Below are 20,923 nucleotides of genomic sequence, written 5' to 3'. Positions count from 1 at the left end.
ACACCGGTCGCTGTGGTTTGTGGGGAATCTCCGATCAGGTATACTTGGATGACTTTAACCTCGTGTGCGAGTGCAGCTGTGGTTTGTGGGGAATCTCCGATCAGGTATACTTGAAGCTGGGCGCTGTAGACGCAGTGATTGGCTGTGGTTTGTGGGGAATCTCCGATCAGGTATACTGTCTTGCCATTGGTGTTGTGATGGGGGTGGGCTGTGGTTTGTGGGGAATCTCCGATCAGGTATACTTTTTGCAAGTGAGGCAGTGTCGCACCTCAGCTGTGGTTTGTGGGGAATCTCCGATCAGGTATACTACGGAACTTTTACGCGTCACGGATGTTGTAGCTGTGGTTTGTGGGGAATCTCCGATCAGGTATACTTCCTTCCCCTCGCGCGTGCGCGGGATACTGGCTGTGGTTTGTGGGGAATCTCCGATCAGGTATACTCCGCCCTCGAAACCCAAGGCGTGAAGTGCAGCTGTGGTTTGTGGGGAATCTCCGATCAGGTATACTCTAGCCAATCACGCTGATCACGGCCCTTGCGGCTGTGGTTTGTGGGGAATCTCCGATCAGGTATACTCTCTCGTTGGGATTTAAGGCGGGCCTGCCAGCTGTGGTTTGTGGGGAATCTCCGATCAGGTATACTGTAGCGCTTGAGGCCCCTGGCGATGCGCCGGCTGTGGTTTGTGGGGAATCTCCGATCAGGTATACTTTACAGAGCCAAAAAGCGACCCTCTGGCCAGCTGTGGTTTGTGGGGAATCTCCGATCAGGTATACTAGCAGGAACCGTGCCAAACACTAACCCCTTGCTGTGGTTTGTGGGGAATCTCCGATCAGGTATACTACCTGCGGGCTAAGACCTTCGTATAGGGAGGTTTAGTCTGGGTCGGGCGGCTAAAAAAGCTGCATTTGGTCGGGCGGCGCTTCAGCATCGGCTCGTTTTTTCCCGAAGTAAACTTCCATTTTGCCAAATTGCTTGTCGGTCACCAGCAGGAGCCGGACCTGTCCTGCCGGAGGCAGGCCCCTGCGGATGCGCTTGCGCAGGGTGTCCGCCGCTTCTTCCCGGGGAAAGTAGCGGGCGTACACGGAAAACTGCATCATTTCGAAGCCCAGCTTCAACAGCAGATTTCTGAACTCCGTGGCCCGCTTCCGGTCCTCCTTGAGGACCACGGGCAAATCGAACATGGCGAATACCCACACGCCGCGATACTCCGAGAGTTCCAGCCGTTGCTGTGCCATGGGTTGGCCTTTTCGCACACGCCGTTCTTGAGGATCGCGGACATTCCTGTCCGCGGCAGCGTAAGCGCAATGCCATCGCGGAAGCGCCACCCGCTGGCAAGACGCCCTTTTTTCAGCGTATTCGCGCCTGTTCACACCTGCGCGCCAATTGCCGCGGACAGGAATGTCCACGATCCTTCGTTTTATCCTGATTCAGCGCATTAGTATATCACATCGCCCAAGACCAGGCTCTTTCTTTCGCCCTGGTAGAGTTGCACGAGGGAGACGGCGGCGGCGTGGACCAGCTCAAAGAAGCTCCGGGTCTCGCCGCCGGCCGGGTAGCGCCCCATGAGGGGGCCGATGAGGGCGGCCTTGGCTTCCTTATCCACGGGGGCAAGCATGCCGTGCGCGGTTACCCAGCCGGCCACGGCGTGGTCCACCAGGGGGCGGTAAGGCTCCATGAGGTCGTCCGCCAGGGAAAAGGCGTCGTAGCGGTTGTGGTGGTGAATGCCGAGCGCCGGGTGCAGCCCCGCCGCCGCGATGGCGCGCCCCACGACGCCCCGGAGCACGCCATACCCATAGTTGAGCAGGGCGTTCGCCCCCTCGGCGTCCCGATCGCGCCGGAAGCCCTCGTCCGCAAAGAGCAGGGGCCAGTAGCGCCGCGCCGCCTGCGCCTCCACGTTCTTCGGGTCGCCTGACTGCACGCGCTCCGCGAGCGCGGCGAGCCCGCCGTCGTCCCCGCGGAGTTTTTCCAACAGGGCCGCCTGATTGCGAACCTTGGCCTGCACCACCTGCTGCCAGGCCCGTTTCTTCGTCGGGGCCGTGGCGGCCAGTTGCAATTGGAGCCGCTCCGCGTGGAGATGGTGGCCATCAAGGGGCAGCAGCACGCCATTGGGCATGCGCCGCGCATCGCAGCACACAAAGGCGCCGCCCGCCTCCATCAGGCCCGAGAGCACCGCCTGCGTGTAGGTGACCGCCGGGTGCGAAACCACCAGCACCGCCACCTCCTCCAGGGGCATGCTCCCGAGCTTCTCTTCGCCCCGCAATACAACGAGGTTCTCGTGACGCACCTGGAGGCGCGCGCCGGACTCGCTGATGTCGATAATGCGCTCAATCGCGGGCATAGCGCACCTCTCCGAGGGGGGAGACGGTGACTTTACGACATTCAGATTGCCGCATGATGTTGGGTACCTTGAGGCGACCTTTCACCGGGATCTTGGTCACATCTCGGGCGTCAGTGTGTTCGAGGAACAGTAGCTGAATCGCACCCTGATTGTTTTTTGACATTTTTCGAACTACATAGATCGAACGCTCGCCCACTTCGTTGAGCATTTCTACCATATCGCCTTTTGCCAACGAAAACACGAACTTCCCGCCATCCGGGTGGGTGCGGTCGACGACGGGCAGGCCCTTCGCCCGCCGCCGGCAGCACTCGTACATGCTGACAACGCGGCCCTCCCACTTGGGGTTTCCCTTCTTGTCGGCCACCTCGAATATCTCGATGTGGTGGTTGTTGCCGGGGCTGACGTAGCGCACGCGCTCGTCCTTGCCCACGGGGATGGTGGGATCCGTCTTGGCGACGCGGGCCTTGCGGATAATCTTGCCGTTCTTGTGGCGGGGGAGGTTGGCGTCGCTCTTGAAGGCCTCGGCCGGGTTGCTCTTGCCCAGTTCGGCCATTTTTTCGAGCACACAAGCCTTCACGGCGGGATCGACGATGTTCTGAACCTCGCCGCTGGTGAGATTGGCGAGGGCCTTGCGCACGTGAACCACACGCTTGCCGTCCGGATTTTCCTTGTCGGGGCTGTAGTTCGTTTCCTTGTGCAGGCCGCCGCGCACCACGCGATTGGGGGCGTGCGAAACGACAATGCGCTCGATGGCCGCGGTGGCGTCCCGCAGGAACCCGTCCCACGGCTCCTGGATGACCTTCCACCAGCGGCGGTGGCCCTCCTTTTCCGCCATTTGTGCGGCCTGGCTGACGACCTGAACCATATCCGGCGAGGCCAGGGCGATGGCGATCGCGTCGACCGCGTGGTGGCGGTGGTCCTCGCGGGATTTCTTCTCGCCGCCGTCGTTGAGGATGCCGTTGAGCTTCCAGGCGTTCCGCAGTTCGGCGGTGATCGTGCCCTTGCTGGCGAAGAGGTGCTTGCGCCAGTCGCCGGCGTAGAGAATGCGGAGGTACTCCATCGCCAGGCGCGAGGCGTAGCGGGTGTCATTGAGCTGCGAGGACTTGAAGTCCTCGATGAAGGTCTCCAGTTCCTTTCCCCGCATCTTGAAACGGCGCAGCTTTTCCTGGGCCGCGTCGCCCTTGAAATCCGCCACCCGGGCGAGCATGGCCGGCCAGTCTTCGTCGTCGGAGAAGGCCTCGTAGGGCGTCTTGTTACCCTTGGCGTAGTTGGTCTCGTGGTAGCAGAGGGTCTTGTTCAGAAAGGAGTTGTCCAGGCTCCGGCTGAAGGGGATGATGTGCTCGATCTGGAACTGCGGCGCGGCGCCGAGGAGCTGGCCCATGCTGATGGATCGCCCGGTGTAGGGGCATTTGCCGTTGCACTCTTTCCAGAGAAGCACGCGGGTCATATCGTCCCGGCTGGGCTGGTAATTGGAATCGACAGTGTCCTGAATCTCCTTCAGGAGGCCGGCCCGCTCCTTCTCGCGATCGCGCATTTTCTTGTTCATCGCCGCCCGCTCCTTCTTGCTGCGCTTGGCGTCGCGCGCCAGCTCGATGCGGATCTCGTCCGGCAGGCCGTAGGTGTCGATGACGTGATTGACCACCTTGCGCAGCTCGGTGAGGATGCGGGAGACCGTGGGATTGCGGATCTCGCCGAAGGGTGCGTCGCGGAGGGAGGGGAGGCGTTCCGCGTGCCAGTCGGCCGTCTGATCGCCGTATACTTCGATGACCGCGCTCATGTAGTGCGTGCCGCCCTCCATGAGCGGGAGCAGTTTCTCCATGGCCTGCCGCGACAGGCCTGCGTAGTCCGGTTCGAGCTGGATCTGGCTGAAGCGCTTGGCGGCCTCCGCGCTGAGCCCCCACCGCTCGCGGCCGCGCTTCGCGAGCGCGCCCTCCTTTTCGTAGCTCCGCAAGTCTTCCACGGCCTGGAGGCGTTCCTCGGGCGTGAATTCATCGAGGCGGTCGCCGAAAATCGAGTACAGCTTCTGGGCGGTGGAATTCCCCCGAATCCCGCGCCCGCCGTCGCGCTCCAGATTCAGGGTGACGCCCTTGCCAAGACCCTTCGGAGGCGCGAGAAGTTTTTTCGCTTCGGCATAGCTCAGGTAGCCGCCGTCGTTCAGGTGCTTCCCCGAGTTCAGGTGCGCCAGCATGCGCCCCCGCTGCTCGTCGGTGAGCCGGTGCGCGGTGCCGTCCGGGAGTTCGTATTCCAGGTTGGATACGGCCTGGGCGCAGCGGAAACGCTGGGACAGTTCCAGCGCCCAGGGCGCCCGGGGGCGGTCCCGCTCGGCGCCCCGATCTTCACATTCGTATTCGCAAAGTCCGCGGAGGTGCTTGGCGGATTTCAGCTTGCGCTGGAAGAAAATGCGCCGGTGGAGTCTTTTTCTGAATTCTTCGGTAAGCAGCTCCGGGTGGTGGGGTTGCTGCGCACGCCAGATGGCTTCGAATTCCGCCTCGAACATCCGCCGGTGTGTGTAGTGCTTGCGGATCCGTCGGCCGGTGGCGTCGGTGGGATCTAAATTGGCAAAGTACTGGCCCAGGGTCTCGCAGCGCGCCTCCGACATTTGCTCTTCGAGTTCCGAGATACCTTCATAGACGACGCTCTTCTCGTCATCGTCGCGGTCCGTCTTCCGGTTGCTCAGAAAGCCGCGGCGCTGCCCGAAATGGTAAAAGACCCGCCCCAATTCGTCGGCCTCAAGCCGCGTTTCCAGGGCGCGCGCGCGAAGCCAGTAGGGGAGCGTGTTGTGGAAGCGGTGGTGGTTCTCCTCGGGTATTTCGGCAAGGTGGCGCTGGGCGATTTCCCGGTCGAGCGCGACCAGGTACTCGTGGCGTTTCTGCGAACTGGACAGGTCGGCGCCGGGGAGCAGCCCCTCGTCGCTGAGGAGAAGCGCCAGGCCCCGAAGTTTACGCGCCCGCCGGTCGAGCTGGCGGCGGATGAGGCGCTTGTCGCGGCGGGCCTTGTTCCGCGATTCCTCCTTGCCCTGCGTGATCTCGCCCTTGTCGTTGGTCATCGCGCATTCAAAGATGCGGGAGCCCGCGTCTTCTATCGTGACGGGCCGTTTCCCGTCGAAGCGGACCAGCGCCCAGCCTACCGACGAAACGCCGAGATCCAGACCCAAGACATAACGTGCTTTTTCACTGTTGGACATGGGGGTGCCCCCTGCTTGGTTTGTTCCCATTTTTTCGATTGACAAAGTGGCTGGTACTGCCGTATACTCCGTTCAGTATACCTGATCGGTGGTTCCCTGACAATTCATAGTAAGGAGAACACTCCGAACCCACTGTCCCATGGGACATGTAGCGGCGCCTCCCTGCGGGGCGCTCTTTTTTTGTGGGATCCCCCCTGAAAAAAATCGCGGCCCCGGCATCCAAACCGCGCGGTTCCCGGGGATTGACCCCAGCAGGGTGAGCGACTAGACTGTCCGTGTCGCAAATTTGAGGACTGTCGAATGACAGAACTTCCATCCGTATATATCGAAACGAGCGTGATCAGTTATCTGGCGGCGCGCCCGTCGAACGATCTCGTCGTGGCGGGGCATCAGCAGTTGACGTGGCAGTGGTGGGACCAACGGCGCGACGACTATCGGCTTTTTGTCTCCCAACCGGTTGTCGACGAGGCAGCCCGAGGACATCCGGACGCCGCCCGCCGGCGGCTGGCGATCATGGCGGGGATGGGATTGCTCCAATTCGATGAGGAATCGATCCAGCTCTCCAAGCATATTTTGAAAAGTGGTATAATTCCGAAGAAGGCGGAAACCGATGCCGCCCATGTCGCAATCGCTACGCGGCATGGAATGGAATACTTGGCAACGTGGAACTGCCGGCATATCGCAAACGCGATAATCTTGCGCCGCCTGGCGGAATTGGTTTTGGAGGAAGGCTATGAACTCCCCATCATCTGCACACCCTATGAACTCTTCGGAGAGTATACCTCTCTTTGACGATCCGATTGTGGCGGATGTTCGCCGGGCACGCCAGGAAATCCTGGAATCATTTGGCGGCGATCTTGAGGCCATGCTTCGCGATGTCATGCAGAGGCAGGAGGAGCGTAAGCGGAAATACCCTGATGCGCCTAATGTCGTGCCTCCGCTGGAGCCGGAAGATTTCAAGCGATAGGCGAGGGGGGAGTTCCGGGTCGAATCTTCGATTAGAAAAAACGCGCCCGGGGTTGTAGCCTCGGGCGCGCGGTGTCTTGTGTGTCGTCTTCCCTACCGTATCTCTAGCATCCGATCAATGGGCTTCTTCGCCGCCTGGATGATGGCGCCGTCGAGCTCGACCTTGTACTGGATTTTCTGCAGCGCCGCCAGCGTGTCCTCCAGCGTGATCTGGTTCATGTGCTGGCAGCGGAGGTTGCAGCTGCGGATCATCTCGCGGTGGGGGAACTGGCCCGCCATGTTGTCGCCCATGCTGCATTCGGTGAGGAGGGCGTACTGCGGCGCGTCGACCTGTTCAATATAATCGACCATGGCCTTGGTGCTGCCGGAGACATCGGACTTGGCGATGACTTCGGGGCTGCACTCGGGGTGGGCCAGGATGGCGGCGTCGGGGAACTGGCGGCGGATGTTGTCCACATCCTGCGGCGTGAAGAGCTCGTGGACCTCGCAGCGGACGTTCCAGCCGAGGACGGCGGGCCGGTCCGTTGGCAGCGCGGCGACCTGGGCATCGTCCAGGGCGGGGGCATAGGCCAGGCCGGTTTCCGCGGCGGAATTCCGCGCGAGAAACTCGTCCGGCAGGAAGATGATCCGCTGGTGGCCCTTATCGGCCAGGTGGCGCAGCACCTGGGCGGCGTTGCCTGAGGTGCAGCAGTAGTCCGATTCGGCCTTCACGTCGGCGTACGTGTTCACATAGCTGACCACGGGCGCGCCGGGGTATTTGGCCTTGAGCGCGCGGACATCGCTGGCCTTGATGCCCGCGGCGAGGGAGCAGCCGGCCTTGTCGGAGGGGACGAGGACCGTTTTCTCGGGGTTGAGCACCTTGGCGGTCTCGCCCATGAACCAGACGCCGCAAAAGACGATGATATCCGCGCTGGTTTTCGCGGAGACGGCGGAAAGATGGAGCGAGTCGCCGACATAGTCCGGCACGGAGTGGTAGAGCGCCGGCTCCATGTAGTTGTGCCCGAGGATGACCGCGTTCATCTCCTTCTTGAGGAGATTGATCTGGTGGGCGATACCGGCCTTCAGGTCGATTTCGAACTCCGGCATCACCTTGTGCAGCTTTTCGTGCAGCCGCTTCCGGAGTTCGTCGAGGGAGGCGCCGTATTCGAGCGTGTTCGCGTGGGTCATGTCTGGTCGTACCTCGCTTCGGGCGCGCCCGGTGTAGGGTGCGCCCGGGATGGCTTCGGGGCGCCATCGATCAATGCTGGTGCTGGCCACAACCCCGGGCTGCCGGGTGTTTCTTCCCATTCAGGCCAGATAATCGAGGAGCCTCCCGAACAGGCCAGCCAACCGTTGGGGACCGGTTACAGGGCGGCCAATGTAGCTGTGGATGGTAGCACAAGCCCCCGGTGAAGTACAAACGCGCCCGTCAATTCTCTTCGGTGGTAACCGTTTCCGCGTCGCCGGCGATCGCCGAATGCACCGCGTGCCAGGCCAGCGTCGCACACTTAATCCGGACCGGGAATTCGCGCACGCCGGAGAAGACCTTCAGCTTGCCCAGGGCCGCCTCGTCTATCGGCGCGTCGGGATTGCCCGTGATCATGCTGTGAAAGTGGTTGAACAGGTCGTCCGCCTCCGCCCGCGTCTTCCCCTTCAGCACCGTCGTCATGACGGATGCGGAAGACTTCGAGATGGCGCAGCCCGAACCTTCGAACGTGATAGCGCTGATCACGTCGCCGTCCATTTTCACGTGCACGGTGAAATGATCGCCGCAGAGCGGGTTAAACCCCTCGACGCTCTTGCTGGCTTCGGGGAGCTTCCCGAAGTTGCGGGGGTTTCTATTGTGGTCCAGAATAACCTGTTCGTACAGCGCGCGGGAACTCGACATCAGGCGAAAACTCTCTTTACTTCGTCAATGGCGGCGGCCAGGGCGTCAATATCTTCGCGGGTATTGTACACCGCCAGGGAGGCCCGGGCGGTAGCCGCGACGCCGTACCGCTGCATGACGGGCTGCGCGCAATGGTGGCCCGCGCGGATGGCGACGCCGCGATCATCGAGGATCTGGCCGATATCGTGGGGGTGGGCGCAGTCCATCGTGAAGGAAAGCACGCCGGCCTTGTGTTGCGCCGTGCCGATGAGGTTGACGCCGTCTATCTCGCCGATGGTTCGCGTCGCGTACTCCAGCAGCGCCGCCTCGTACGCGGCGACGTTGTCCATGCCGATCGCGTTGAGATAATCCACCGCCGCGCCCATGGCGATTGCGCCCTCGATGTGGGGCGTGCCCGCCTCGAACTTGTAGGGCAGGTGGTTATAGGTCGTCTTGTCGAAGCTGACGGACAGGATCATGTCCCCGCCGCCGTGGAACGGGGGCATCGACTCCAGGAGCGCGGCCTTGGCGTACAGCACGCCCATGCCCGTCGGCCCGTACATTTTGTGCGCCGAGCAGGCGAAGAAATCGACATTGAGCTTCGCCACGTTGATCGCCATGTGCGGCGTGCTCTGCGCCCCGTCCAGCAGCACCGGAACCCCCATCGCGTGGGCCTTCTCGATGATCTCCTCCACCGGGTTGACCGTGCCGAGCGCATTGGAGACATGCACCACGGAGACCAGTTTCGTCTTTTCCGTGAGGAGCCGGTCGAACTCCTCCATGATCATCTCGCCGTCGTCGTTGATCGGGACCACGCGGAGCACCGCGCCGGTCTCCTGGCAGAGCATCTGCCACGGCACGATGTTCGAATGGTGCTCCATGTGCGTAATGAGAATTTCGTCGCCCGCGCCGATATGCCGCCGGCCGTAGGTGTGCGCCACCAGGTTAATGGCTTCCGTCGTCCCGCGCGTGAAAACCAGCTCGCAGGTGACGTGCGTCCCCAGGAAGCGCGCGATCTTCTTGCGCGCCAGCTCGTAGGCCTCCGTGGCCACCTGGCTGAGGTGGTGCACGCCCCGGTGCACGTTCGCATTCTTCGTGTAGTAGTAGTCCTCGATCGCCTCCACCACCTGGCGGGGCGTCTGCGACGTCGCGGCGTTGTCGAGATAGACCAGCGGGCGGCCGCCCCGCTCGATACCCAGGATCGGGAAATCGGCGCGGATCCTGTCCACATCGATGCGCCGCGCAAGTTCTTCCAGGCGGTCCGTGGTAATTTTTTCAGCGGGAGAAGCCATGGGCGCTCCTATTGTTTCGGGCTGTACTTCTTGAAAACGTACTCTTCCTGGCGCGCGCGGAGGGCCTCGGGCCCGATCTCGCTGATGATTTCGTCTGCAAAGCCGTAGGTCAGCATGCCGCGCGCCGTCGCCTCGTCAATACCGCGGCTGCGGAAGTAAAAGATGATCGGGTCGGGGTGCGCGCCCACCGTCGCGCCGTGCGTGCATTTCACGTCGTCGGCGTAAATTTCCAGCTGCGGCTTCGTGTCGATCGTGGCGCTGTCGGACAGGAGCAGGTTGTTGCTGAGCTGGTCGGAATCCGTCTGCTGCGCGATGCGGTCCACGTTCACCTTTCCCGTGAAAACGGACTTGCTCTTGCCGTCCAGAATGCCCTTGTAGGCGATGCGGCTGTTGCAGTTCGGCGCGGCATGGTGGATGTTGATCGCGTTGTCAATCAGGCGGTCGCCGTCATTCAGGTACAGGCCGTGCAGCGCGCACTCCGCGCCCGGCTCCGCAAGCTTGATGCACTGCTGGTTCCGCACGATGCGCCCTTCCTCGCTGAGCACGAGGGAGAGAAAGCGGCTGTCGCGCTCCTGGCTTACTTCGGTCGTGGCCAGGTGGTTGCCCGCCGCGCCTTCGCGCACCACCTTGTAGTACTTGAGCGACGCGTTGGGCGCCAGCGCGATTTCTTCGACGACATTGCCGAGGTAGTCCGCCGTGTCGTCGAGACTGGCGTAACTCGTGATGACCGTTACCTCGCTGCTCTGGCCCAGGGCGATCAGCGTGCGAATGTGTGCCGCCGCGCCGGCGCCGGCGCCCGTGCGAAGAAACAGCAGGTGGACGGGCGCCTCCAGCACAGCTTTCGCCGGCACGTACACCAGGGCGCCGTCCTGCAGAAACGCGGTGTTCAGCGCGGTGTAGGCGCTCCGGTTTTCCGCGTGCTGGTTCAGGTGCGCCCGGAGGACCTCGTTCTCCAGATGATCGCGAATGCCGCCGAGCACCATCCCCTCGGGAAGGGCGCCCGTATTCGAGAGCTCCGGGCGGTAGAATCCGTCCACAAACACGAGCTCGTGGTAGCCCTCCGCCGCGAAGCTGACACCGGAGATGTCGGCCGCGGACACCGGGGCCGCCGCACGCGGATCGGCCGGCGTATAGTGGGCGCCGGTAATGGCGCTGATGTTCGTGTGGCGCCATTCCTCCATTTTGGTATGGGGAAACACGCTCGACTCAAACGCTTCGCGACCGGCCTGGCGGATGGCCTTGAACCAGTCCGGCTGGCCATTCGGGCGCTCGCGCGCCATGTCGTCCAGATACTGATCGTGTGGTGTTTTCAGGGTTGCTTCTGACATGCGTGTGCTCCGTGCGCCCCGATCAGGCGGTGAGGGCTTCCTGCTCATCGCGGAGCCAGTCATAGCCTTTGTCTTCCAGCTCCAGTGCAAGTTCCTTGCCGCCGGATTTCACGATACGGCCCTTGTGCAGCACGTGAACGAAGTCGGGCACGATGTGCTGCAGGAGGCGCTGGTAGTGCGTCACCACAATAAACGCGCGGTTTGGGGTCCGGAGTCTGTTCACGCCCTCGGAGACCACGCGCAGCGCGTCGATATCCAGGCCGGAGTCGGTCTCGTCGAGGATCGCGAGGCGCGGTTCCATGACCGCCAGCTGCAGGATCTCGTTGCGCTTCTTTTCACCGCCAGAGAAGCCGAAATTGACAAAGCGCTCCGCAAAGCTCGGATCGACATTGATCAGCTCCATCTTCTCCTTGAGCAACTCGGCGAAATCCATCGCGTCCAGATCTTCGAGGCCGCGGCTGGTGCGGATCTCGTTTACGGCCGCGCGCAGGAAGTAACTGTTCGTGATGCCGGGGATCTCGACGGGGTACTGGAAGGCCAGGAACAGGCCCAGGCGCGCGCGCTCTTCGGCGGGCATTTCGAGCAGATCCTGCCCGAGGAAGCTGACGCTGCTATCCTCTTCATTCACATCGTACGCCTGGTGGCCGGCGAGGACCTGCGCGAAGGTGCTCTTGCCGGACCCGTTCGGGCCCATAATCGCGTGCACTTCGCCGGGATTCACGGTCAGGTCGATGCCGTTGAGGATCTGGTTGCCGTCCACGGACGCTTTCAGGTTCTTTACTTCGAGCATGTTATCCAACACTCCCTTCGAGGCTCAGGCTCAACAGGTTTGACGCTTCCACGGCGAATTCCATGGGCAGGTGATCGAAGACTTCCTTGCAGAAGCCGTTGACGACCATGGAGATGGCGTCCTCCGGGCCGATGCCCCGCGACTGACAATAGAACAACTGGTCTTCACTGATTTTCGACGTGGAGGCTTCGTGCTCCACGGAGGCGCTCTTGTTGCGAACGCTGATATACGGGAACGTGTGCGCACCGCACTGGTTGCCGATCAGCAGCGAATCGCACTGCGTATAGCTGCGGACATTGCTGGCCTTCGGCATCACCTGCACGAGCCCGCGGTAGCTGTTGTCGCTCTTCCCGCAGGATATCGTCTTCGAGATAATCGTGCTGCGCGTGTTCTTGCCCAGGTGGATCATCTTCGTGCCGGTGTCGGCCTGCTGGTGGTTGTTTGTCAGGGCCACCGAGTAGAACTCGCCGACCGAGTTGTCGCCTTTCAGGATGCAGCTTGGGTACTTCCACGTGATGGCGGAGCCGGTTTCGACCTGGGTCCACGAAATGCGCGCGTTTTCCTCGGCCCGGCCGCGCTTGGTCACGAAGTTGTAAATGCCGCCCTTGCCCTCCTCGTCGCCGGCGTACCAGTTTTGCACCGTGGAATAGCGCACAGTCGCGCCCGGCAGCGCCACAATCTCCACAACCGCGGCGTGGAGCTGGTTCTCGTCCCGCATCGGGGCCGTGCAGCCTTCGAGGTAATTGACCTGACTGCCTTCATCCGCCACGATGAGCGTGCGCTCGAACTGGCCGGTGTTTTCCTGGTTGATCCGGAAATACGTGGACAGGTCCATCGGGCACTTGGTGTTCGGCGGGATATAGACGAAGGAACCATCGCTGAAGACGGCGGAGTTCAGCGCGGCGTAGAAATTGTCGCCCTGGGGCACCACGGAGCCGATATACTTCCGCACCAACTCCGGGTGATCGCGCAGCGCCTCCGAAATGCTGCAGAAGATAATGCCGCGCTTGGCCAGAATATCCTTGTGCGTCGTGACGACGGAGACGCTGTCAAACACGGCGTCCACCGCCACGCCGCTGAGGCGCTTCTGCTCATGGAGGGGGATGCCGAGCTTGTCAAAGGTTGCCAGCAGCTCAGGATCCACCTCGTCAAGGCTGTTGAGCTTCTTTTTCTCTTTGGGCGCGGAATAATAGCTGATTGCCTGGAAATCCGGCTTCTGGTACCTGACCTTCGCCCAGGTGGGTTCCTCGTCGAATCGCTGCCAGGCCTGGTACGACTTCAGGCGCCACTCGAGCATCCAATCGGGCTCGTTCTTCTTGGCGGAAATAAGCCGGATGACGTCTTCATTCAGGCCAACCGGGATCGTTTCCGACTCGATGTCCGAGGTCCAGCCATACTTGTACTCGCGCTGCGCAGCCTCGGCCGCGCGCTTGTTGCTCTGTTCCACGCGGGTGCCCGTGTACTGGGCTGTTTCCAGGTTTCCTGCTTTGGAAGCCATGCTTGCGAACTCCTGTGTCACGGGGGCGGGCCGCTCCCACGAAATTCCGGGATAGGAGGGACCGTTTGCCCGCCGCTGGGGTAAACCGTGTGTTCTTACGACCGAATGGGGTGCGCGCCAGGCCGGACCCGCCCACGACGAACCGGCGGCGCCGCTGTTCCAGGCCGCGCGATCGCGGCGCCTTGAGCAAACGTGCTCACAACATAAGTAACAGCACGCACTTACAATTTATTCCCGCGCGCGGCGTCCCCCGGTGAATTCGGCGTGGGAAGGGATTCGGTGTTTGCGCCAATCCCCCATTTTAGCATACTCGCGGCGCACAACGGAAAGATCCCGAATGCAACGCGGCGGCGGGAGCTTCTTAAAGCCCCGCCGCCGCGTGCGCCGATCAAATAGAGCCCGCCCCGGCTCAGTGCGTATCCTCGAGCACCCGGATCTTGCAGGAAATCTCGATGTCCGCGTTGATATAGCCCTTCTTCGCGTCGAGCGTTTCGTTTTTCACGTTCGCCGACCAATCTTCCACCACGAGCCGATCAACCGTGCTGTTGCCGCGCTCGATGTTGTACTTCCACGCGCCCTTGCTGTGGACGTGGCCAGGATGGCCCCCCACATCCGGGAAAGTCAGGCCACGCACCCGCTTGATGCACTTTTTCTTGTCATCAATCTCCACATCCGCGCCCCACAGTTTGGCCTTCCCCAGATCGCCGGTGATTTCCTTCAGGCCCGCCGTATCCTTCTTGTACTTGCCGACGGAACTGTCCTCTTTGACCGAAACCTTGGTCACCGTCACTTTTGCGCCCAGTTTTGGCATCGTCCTCAACTCCTCTGCTTGGATCCCGTATTGAAATCAGCCCGCGCCAGCGAATCTGGCCGGCTCGGAGTCACAATACCCGAAAACCGCCAGTTAGACAAGCGTTTACTCGCCGAACAAGTCCGCCTGAAACCCCGCCTCCCCCGTGTTTCCGCGTAACGCCGCCTCAAGCGCCGCCGTGTCCAGCCGCCCGCGCGTCGCGAGCGGGCGGGCGCCGTGCCGGCCCCGGAAGATCCCTTCCCGGGCCGCCCCGCCCCAATGGAACACCGGCACGCCCATGGAAAGCGCCGCCTCGGCGGTGGCCCGGCTGCCGCCCGTCGCGCGGGGCTCCACCACACACACCGCGCCCGACATCGCGGCGATCGTCCGGTTGCGCATCATGGCGCGGTGCGCTTTCCACTCCAATCCAGGCATGAACTCGCTGATCAGCAGCGCCTGCCCCTGTTCGAGACCGGAGCGGATCGCCGGCGTCGGGTGGTGCGCATGAAGGCCCTCGGCAAGCACCACCACCGTCGCGCCATCCGCGTGCATGGCCGCCTCGTGCGCCGCCAGGTCCACCCCGGCGGCCCCGCCGCTGATCACGGGGATCGCGGAATCGGCCAGGAAGCGCGCGGCCTCGCGCGCGATACCGGCGCCGTCGCCCGTGGGCTTGCGGGTTCCGACGATCCCGGCCCCGCCCGCGCCGAGAAGCGCCTCGTTCCCCTGGTGGAACAGAATCGGCGGGGCCTGTTGGCCCAGGCGGGTATGCAAGAGCGCCGGATACGCCGGGTCCGCGCAGGTGACCCGCTGAATACCGGCCGCGGCGCACAGCGACACCGCAGCCTCCCCCCGCCACCGGCAATCGGCGTCGCATGCGTGCAGGGCGCGCGCGGCGTCCTCTTCGCCGGGCACGGCGCGCGCCAGCAGATCGCGGAGCGGCTGGCCGAACAGAGACGAAAGTGGGGCGCGAAGGCGCGCGGCGAACTGCATGGCGCGGTGAACCGTTTGGCGGGTTCCCCCGGGCGCGGCCAGCAGCGCCATGATTTCCGCGCCCTCCGGAGCGATGCGCCCGACGCGCTCATCGTCGTTGGCGTTTGTGTGCATGGCCGGTATGGTGGCGGCTCGCTCCGCGCGGATCAAGTCGGCTATACTTCCGGCTCTTTTGGCCGGCAGCTTCAACGGTAGTATCTGGAAAGGAATGTTCACGATGGCAGGAGTGTATATCGAGGGAGGCGCGCGGGGGCGCCACACCGCCAGGTTCAAGTCCTGGATAGTGGGATTCGTTTGCGTGATGGGCGCGGGCCTGGCCCCCGCCGCGGACGTCAGTTGGGTCGGGCCCGCGATCGGGCCGTGGAACAATGGCGCGAACTGGAGCGGCGGCGGTGTGCCCGCCCCCGATGACAACGTGACCATCGAGGGCGCGTTGGTCACCATCACCGACATCCGTGCGATCGATGGCTCGTTTACGCTCTCCGGCAACGCCCTGTTGCAGGTGACCGGCGCGGACGCCTCGTTTATCGCCCGCGGCGCGACGTCGCTTTCGGATGGGCGCGTCGCGGTGCGAAACGGCGCTTCGGCCGCTTTTCCGAACGCCACGGAGTATGAGTGCACGCTGGATTCAAACCAGATGCTGTTTCAGGTGGATGGCGAAGGCAGCACGCTGGATCTGTCCGCCATGGAATCCATCTTCATCAACGGCCCCGAGGGCGCGCCGATCCAGCAGAATATTCTGGTCGGCGTCGGGGGCGTGCTGGACCTCTCCGGACTGCAATGGATCGCGGCGGCGGATAGCCAGCAATTGTCGCTTGGCGCCGTGACGGGGGGCCACATACTCACGCCGAATCTCGCGGATGTCGAGCGCGGCTTCATCCTGGTAAACGACGCCACGATGTTCGATCTGCCCGCCCTCACCCGCTTCGTGAACAGCAGCATACTGGTCGCCGAGGGCGGGATGCTGGACGCCGACAACCTGGTCGAGGCCCACGGAAGCACCTTCTCCATCGGCGGGCTGGATGCGATCTCGCTGGATCGCCTGGAAACGTTGGTGGCGTGTTTCTTCTTTCTGAACAACACCGGCCGTGTCACGCTGCACGCGCTGGCGAACCTGCGCGACACCATCGTCCAAGTCGGGGACGGCGCCTTTCTGGACATGCCGGAACTCGTTACCCTGGAGGCGACCGCGCCGGGGGCCCTGGTATCCACAAACGGCTCAGGCGCGCTGTCCGCGCCGAAACTTCGTGCGATCCGTAACGTCTCCTTCTCGGCCACGGAAAACTCCAGCCTCAATTTGCCCCTGGTGGAAACCTACCTGTGGGACCTCTGCGAAGGCGCCGCGATGTTCAGCGCGGGGACCGGCGCAACGCTCAACTTCGCCGGGCTGCGGAGCCTTACCGTGGCGAACACCGGCTGCTCGGGTCTCGGATACAACGTGGGGGCCAACGGCGGCGCGACGATCAATCTTTCCGGGCTGCGCTCGGCGATCGTGCCGGCCGGACACTTCCTGTCCTTCCTGGCGTCCAATCCAGGTACGGTGATTGACATATCCTCGCTCGTAACCTTCAACGCCGCGAACACAACGTTTTTCGAGCTCGACAGCGGGCGCATCCTGAGAAGCGGTTCCGGCGGCGGAGAAGGGGAAGGGGAAGGCGAGGGTGAGGGTGAGGGACCTCCCGCCGGTTGTCCCGCCCCGGCGGCGGGAGCCCGCTCCAGTTCGGCCGCCGTCTTCGGGGATTTCGCCCTGATGCTGGGCCTCGCCGCACTGCTGGGCGCCGCGGGCCGAACCCGCGCTAAGCGCACGCCATAACTCAGGCAGCGACCTCTCATTTCGAAGCCAAACGGGCCACCCTGGCGGTGGCCCGTTTTGCTTGCGCACCGGCCTTGCAGCGCGCCCATACCGCGGCGGAACCGCTGGAAATTCGAGAAACACAGCGTTTTCACACTCGGGGCGCCTATCGTGATATGCGCGGAATACGCCGTGGAAAATCGGAAAAGAATGCGAAATATGCCCCCTTCTCGATGGCCCCACCCGGAAAACACCGTATCAGTTGTTACGAAAGAGCCTGTGCTGCTGTAGGGTCTGGTGAAGTCACGCGCGCCGTGGCGCGTGACCCTTGGGTAGCAGCAGTGAAAGAGAGGTGCCCTATGAATACCACAGTGAATGTTGGCGAAACATCAGTGGAGCATGCGATACGCCGCCTCACAAGGGGCGTAATCGCGGGGGCGTTCATTCTCGCGGTCGCATCGAATCCACCGAACGCCTGGGGAGCGGACGTGAGTTGGACCGGTGGGAGCAATGGCAACTGGCACGTCGGATCGAACTGGAGTGGGGGGGCCGTGCCCGCCCCTGAGGATAACGTCACGATCAGTGGCGTGAGCGTTACGGTCACCGATGCGCGGCAGATTAACGGGAGCTTCACCCTTACGGACGGCGCGCGGCTGACCGTGAGCGGTTCCGGCGCGTCCTTCGTCGCGGCCGGCGCTACGGCGATCAGCGATGGGCGATTGCAGGTCGTTTCGGGCGGCATGGCCGATCTCTCCGGCGCCACCGAATACCACTGGAGCGGCTGTGGCGACGCGTCGCTCATCCTCGTGGACGGCGAAGACTCGGTGCTGGACCTCTCCGGCGTCGCCACCATCGTCGCCGGCGGCGGAGACTGCGAAGGGGGCGCCTTGACTATCGTTGCGGGCAGCGGCGGTTACCTGAATCTTGGCGCGCTGGCGTCCATAAGCGCGCCCGGGCCGCAGGCGCTTTCGATTGAACTGGTGCTCGATGGGGCGATCAGCGTGCCCAATCTTGAATCCATCGAAGGCCTCGACGCCGACCACGAAGTGAACATCGCTGTCGTGGTCGATGCGGATTCGTCACTCGACCTGCCGTCCCTTACCGCGCTATCGCATACATCCATCACGGTGGTCGGCGGGCTGGTGCTCGCCAATGCGCTGGTGAGTGCGGATTCGTGCATCCTGGCGCCCGCCGGCATCCAGTCGCTTTCCATGCTCGCGCTGGAGTCGATGACCCGGAGCATGCTGACGGCCCCCACCACCGGGCGGTGGACGCTGCCGTCGTTGACGCACCTGCGGGACACCCACGTGGTTCTCGCACCGGACTCCACCCTGAATTTGCCCGAGCTCACGACGGTGGAGGGCATGACGGGTCCGGCCTCGGTCAGCGTGACGGGCGAAGCCTCGTTGTCGGCGCCAAAGTTCACCACGGCCCGTAACGTGAATTTCGTGGCGGCCGCCGGCGCGGAACTCGATCTTACCGCGCTGCGCAGCTACACCTGGGATCGCTGTGAAGCCGGCGCTCCCTTCACGGCCACCGGCGCGGGAACGTTGCTGGACGCCTCCGGTTTGGACACGATTTCCATCACGAACTCGGGGTGTCCGGGACTGGCGCACCCGACAAGCGCCACGGGCGGTGCGCGGGTCGATCTTTCGGCGCTGGCGACGGTGGAAACGCCCCTGGGCCAGGTCAAGTCCTTCCTGGCGGCCAATGCGAACTCCGTGATTGATCTTTCCGCCCTGGTGAACTTCAATCCACTCACCGTGACGTTTTCAGAGAGCGATGGCGGCGAAATCATCCGCGCGGGCGGCGGCGAAGGTGAAGGCGAGGGTGAAGGCGAAGGTGAAGGTGAAGGGCCTCCGGCCGGCTGTCCCGCGCCGAACTTCGGCGCGCGATCCAGCGCCGCCGCGGTGGCGGGCGACAGCCTCCTGCTGATGGGCGTGCTCGCGGCGCTGGGCCTCGCGCGCCGGCGGCCACGCGCCGGGAAGTAGACGGCAGATCCATCTAAATGGTCGCACGGGCCACCAAGCGCGGTGGCCCGTGCGCGTTAATTCAGGCGACGCCAGAGATGGCGGGAGCAACGCGACCAATCCCTTCCCGGCCCCCCGGAATGGTGCGCTTTCCCTTGCTTTTCTCCGGCATTTCTGCAATCCTGTGAACAGGCAGAACGAGGTGTTTACCATGACCACCCAAACCATAGACCTTCCCGAAGAGCAGGCGCAATTCATCCGCGAAATCGTGGCGTCGGGCCGCTACCCAGACGAAACCGCCGTCGTCCGCGCCGCCTTACAACTCCTCGAACGCGAAGAGGAGGCGTACCGCGAGAACCTGGAGGAATTGCGCGCGGAAGTGCGGAAGGGACTCGATGATATCGAGGCGGGCCGCTACATTGAGTTGAGCTCGCGCGAGGAGATAGCGGCCTTCGGTCGCGAGATATCGCGCCGCGGCATGGAACGGCTCGCCGAAACGACTCGCTCCGGTACGGAGCACATCACGGGCGCGCCGGATGTCCCTACAACTTCACGTAAGTGACCTGGCCAAACTGGATATGGAAGATATCTGGTTTTGGACGGCCGCAAAATATGATATCGATCAGGCACTGAGATACCAGGCGCTTTTGGATCAGGCACTGGATGACCTCCGGCTGGAACCTGAGCGCCCGTCCAGCATACCCCGCCCCGAGCTTGGAACCGGCGTTCGAAGCTACCACATTGAACTGAGTAAACACCGGAGCGGGACAGGCATCAAGTCACCCCGCCACGTGATCATCTATGCGCTCCGCATGGCCGATGAGGTGCTTGTTCTGCGGATCGTCCATGATCGCATGAACCTGCGGCGCCAGCGTCTGGAATAGGAAACGCGGCGAGAGCGCTTCGCGCGCCGGCGGTCACGCGTTGGACAGAAGACGCCGGATCCAGTTGAAAAGACGCACGGACCTCCATCCGCGGTGGCCCGCACGCCCTGTTATCGTACTATCCGCCGCAACCACCGCCGCATCCCCCGCCGCCACACGAGGCGCCGCAACCGTCACCCCCGCCGCCGCAGCCGAACCACCCGCCACAGCCACCACCACCGGAATCGCCGCGCTTTCGGGTGTTGCCCGTGGCCGCCGCGATGAGAAAGGCCACAAGCGCGAAAGCGACCATCGCGATACAAAGGCCGACAACGACCTTTTCCGCGGTGTGAAGTTCCGGCGAGTTGTCCGACCGGCGATCGGACGGGCGTTCCGGCGCCCGCTCGCGTGGCGATTGCGCGCTGGCTTCCGGGATCGCGAGAAGCCCGTGATGGCTTGCGAGGACCCCTGCGGCAACCGCACAGACCAGCACTGCCGCGATAGACGCCGCCCGTGTGAACGCGTGGCGCGGGACCAGCCAGTACGCCGATGTCTGCACGCGGGCGGTTTGCCGGCGCGGGTCGAATCGCACCGAGGCCGGCGGCCAGATGTCCGGCGGTGGCGCCGTTCCGAAAACGGCGGCGTACAGCTTCAGTGTGTGGTCGTATTGCGCCTCGAATCGATCGCCCTCGCTGGCGCCCCCCTTCGTGGGGCCATGATGCAGGTACGCACCGAATATCGCGCCGCACCATTCGTGATACGACCGCGTGTAGACCAGGTGCAGGTGCCACGCCTCGTCGACCGCCGTGCTCGGCGTGACCTGCGTCTCGGACACCGCCGCCAGGATCAGGAAGCGCTTGTACTCGGCCACCACGCGGCGCGCATAGGCTGCGGACCAGCCGTGCTGTTCACGCCGCAGGCGGCCCGTGAAATTCAGTGCGGCCCCGGGCTCATCCAATACAAGCGCGCCGACAACCGAAATGAGTCTCTCGGCGCGCCGCCGCTGTCGCGCCGTAATTGCCAAGTGCTCCATACCATATTCCTCCCATGGTGGTTCCCTTGGTGCTGGCTATTGTACCCGACCTGTGGGAGGAATATTCGGCTATTCGGGCCATTGCCGGTTCCAATATGGCGCATATTCTATCCGGCCACGACCGAAAAGCTACGATGGCATCACGGTGCGCAGCTCGACCAGTACCTGCTCCGAAGTTTCAATAGCAGCCACGGGTGCCACGTTCAAGCTCCGTGGCTCCGCCGCGAAGGCTTGAGCGTGCGAAAC

At 63.2% G+C, this 20,923-nt stretch carries 17 protein-coding genes and 1 CRISPR repeat array (1 of these 18 only partly in view); of the genes, 5 read left to right on the top strand and 12 right to left on the bottom strand.

Annotation, left to right across the window (positions count from 1 at the left end; translation table 11 throughout):
- Nucleotides 1–837: direct repeats of the CRISPR family, unit length 36 nt; unit sequence GCTGTGGTTTGTGGGGAATCTCCGATCAGGTATACT; it reaches 585 nt to the left of the window's first position.
- 50 nt (nt 838–887) lie between these two features.
- The 3 genes from cas2 to cas9 all read right to left on the bottom strand — a co-directional run bounded on the left by cas2 (nt 888) and on the right by cas9 (nt 5,519).
- The gene (cas2, locus tag KF886_03035) at nt 888–1,232 is read right to left on the bottom strand and encodes a CRISPR-associated endonuclease Cas2 (GenBank protein ID MBX3176311.1); all 345 of its coding nucleotides are present in this window, start codon (nt 1,230–1,232) and stop codon (nt 888–890) included.
- 200 nt (nt 1,233–1,432) lie between these two features.
- The gene (gene cas1 / locus KF886_03030; protein ID MBX3176310.1) at nt 1,433–2,335 is read right to left on the bottom strand and encodes a type II CRISPR-associated endonuclease Cas1; all 903 of its coding nucleotides are present in this window, start codon (nt 2,333–2,335) and stop codon (nt 1,433–1,435) included.
- Nucleotides 2,322–5,519 carry a type II CRISPR RNA-guided endonuclease Cas9 gene (gene cas9, locus KF886_03025; protein ID MBX3176309.1) on the bottom strand — a complete coding sequence of 1,066 codons (3,198 nt, stop codon included), beginning with the start codon at nt 5,517–5,519 and terminating at the stop codon, nt 2,322–2,324. Before cas9 ends, cas1 begins: the two co-directional genes overlap by 14 nt.
- 300 nt (nt 5,520–5,819) lie before the next feature.
- Between cas9 and KF886_03020 the strand changes: the two genes are divergently transcribed.
- The gene (locus KF886_03020; protein ID MBX3176308.1) at nt 5,820–6,311 is read left to right on the top strand and encodes a type II toxin-antitoxin system VapC family toxin; all 492 of its coding nucleotides are present in this window, start codon (nt 5,820–5,822) and stop codon (nt 6,309–6,311) included.
- A 267-nt stretch (nt 6,312–6,578) separates the two neighbouring features.
- Here KF886_03020 and nadA read toward each other — a convergent pair whose 3' ends face one another.
- The 8 genes from nadA to KF886_02980 form a co-directional block, all read right to left on the bottom strand.
- The gene (nadA, locus tag KF886_03015) at nt 6,579–7,652 is read right to left on the bottom strand and encodes a quinolinate synthase NadA (protein MBX3176307.1); all 1,074 of its coding nucleotides are present in this window, start codon (nt 7,650–7,652) and stop codon (nt 6,579–6,581) included.
- Nucleotides 7,653–7,893: 241 nt separating this feature from the next.
- Nucleotides 7,894–8,352, bottom strand: a complete 459-nt coding sequence (locus KF886_03010) for an SUF system NifU family Fe-S cluster assembly protein (GenBank protein MBX3176306.1) — start codon at nt 8,350–8,352, stop codon at nt 7,894–7,896.
- The gene (locus KF886_03005; protein ID MBX3176305.1) at nt 8,352–9,566 is read right to left on the bottom strand and encodes a cysteine desulfurase; all 1,215 of its coding nucleotides are present in this window, start codon (nt 9,564–9,566) and stop codon (nt 8,352–8,354) included. The genes KF886_03010 and KF886_03005 overlap by 1 nt, the downstream gene beginning before the upstream one ends.
- A 65-nt stretch (nt 9,567–9,631) precedes the next feature.
- Nucleotides 9,632–10,951, bottom strand: a complete 1,320-nt coding sequence (sufD, locus tag KF886_03000) for a Fe-S cluster assembly protein SufD (GenBank protein MBX3176304.1) — start codon at nt 10,949–10,951, stop codon at nt 9,632–9,634.
- 22 nt (nt 10,952–10,973) lie between these two features.
- A complete protein-coding gene (sufC, locus tag KF886_02995) occupies nt 10,974–11,741 on the bottom strand; it encodes a Fe-S cluster assembly ATPase SufC (GenBank protein ID MBX3176303.1) in 768 nt (255 codons plus the stop codon).
- A gap of 1 nt (nt 11,742) precedes the next feature.
- The gene (sufB, locus tag KF886_02990; protein ID MBX3176302.1) at nt 11,743–13,239 is read right to left on the bottom strand and encodes a Fe-S cluster assembly protein SufB; all 1,497 of its coding nucleotides are present in this window, start codon (nt 13,237–13,239) and stop codon (nt 11,743–11,745) included.
- Nucleotides 13,240–13,648: 409 nt separating this feature from the next.
- The gene (locus KF886_02985) at nt 13,649–14,050 is read right to left on the bottom strand and encodes a hypothetical protein (protein MBX3176301.1); all 402 of its coding nucleotides are present in this window, start codon (nt 14,048–14,050) and stop codon (nt 13,649–13,651) included.
- 105 nt (nt 14,051–14,155) lie between these two features.
- Entirely contained in the window at nt 14,156–15,133 is a 978-nt protein-coding gene (locus tag KF886_02980; protein MBX3176300.1) for a DNA-processing protein DprA, read from the bottom strand.
- 103 nt (nt 15,134–15,236) lie between these two features.
- Between KF886_02980 and KF886_02975 the strand changes: the two genes are divergently transcribed.
- The 4 genes from KF886_02975 (at nt 15,237) to KF886_02960 (ending at nt 19,665) form a co-directional block, all read left to right on the top strand.
- Entirely contained in the window at nt 15,237–16,832 is a 1,596-nt protein-coding gene (locus KF886_02975; protein MBX3176299.1) for a hypothetical protein, read from the top strand.
- A 530-nt stretch (nt 16,833–17,362) separates the two neighbouring features.
- Nucleotides 17,363–18,802 (top strand): hypothetical protein, encoded by a 1,440-nt coding sequence (locus KF886_02970; protein MBX3176298.1) that lies wholly within the window; start codon nt 17,363–17,365, stop codon nt 18,800–18,802.
- A gap of 190 nt (nt 18,803–18,992) precedes the next feature.
- Nucleotides 18,993–19,343: a type II toxin-antitoxin system ParD family antitoxin gene (locus KF886_02965; GenBank protein ID MBX3176297.1), complete on the top strand. Its 351-nt coding sequence runs from the start codon at nt 18,993–18,995 to the stop codon at nt 19,341–19,343.
- Nucleotides 19,344–19,359: 16 nt separating this feature from the next.
- The gene (locus KF886_02960; protein ID MBX3176296.1) at nt 19,360–19,665 is read left to right on the top strand and encodes a type II toxin-antitoxin system RelE/ParE family toxin; all 306 of its coding nucleotides are present in this window, start codon (nt 19,360–19,362) and stop codon (nt 19,663–19,665) included.
- Between the two features lie 118 nt (nt 19,666–19,783).
- Here the strand turns inward: KF886_02960 and KF886_02955 are convergent, their stop codons facing one another.
- Nucleotides 19,784–20,677, bottom strand: a complete 894-nt coding sequence (locus KF886_02955) for a hypothetical protein (protein ID MBX3176295.1) — start codon at nt 20,675–20,677, stop codon at nt 19,784–19,786.
- Between the last annotated feature and the right edge of the window lie 246 nt (nt 20,678–20,923).

This window comes from Candidatus Hydrogenedentota bacterium (assembly GCA_019637335.1).
GTDB lineage: Bacteria > Hydrogenedentota > Hydrogenedentia > Hydrogenedentales > JAEUWI01 > JAEUWI01.
This window is presented reverse-complemented; position numbering and strand designations above follow the sequence as displayed.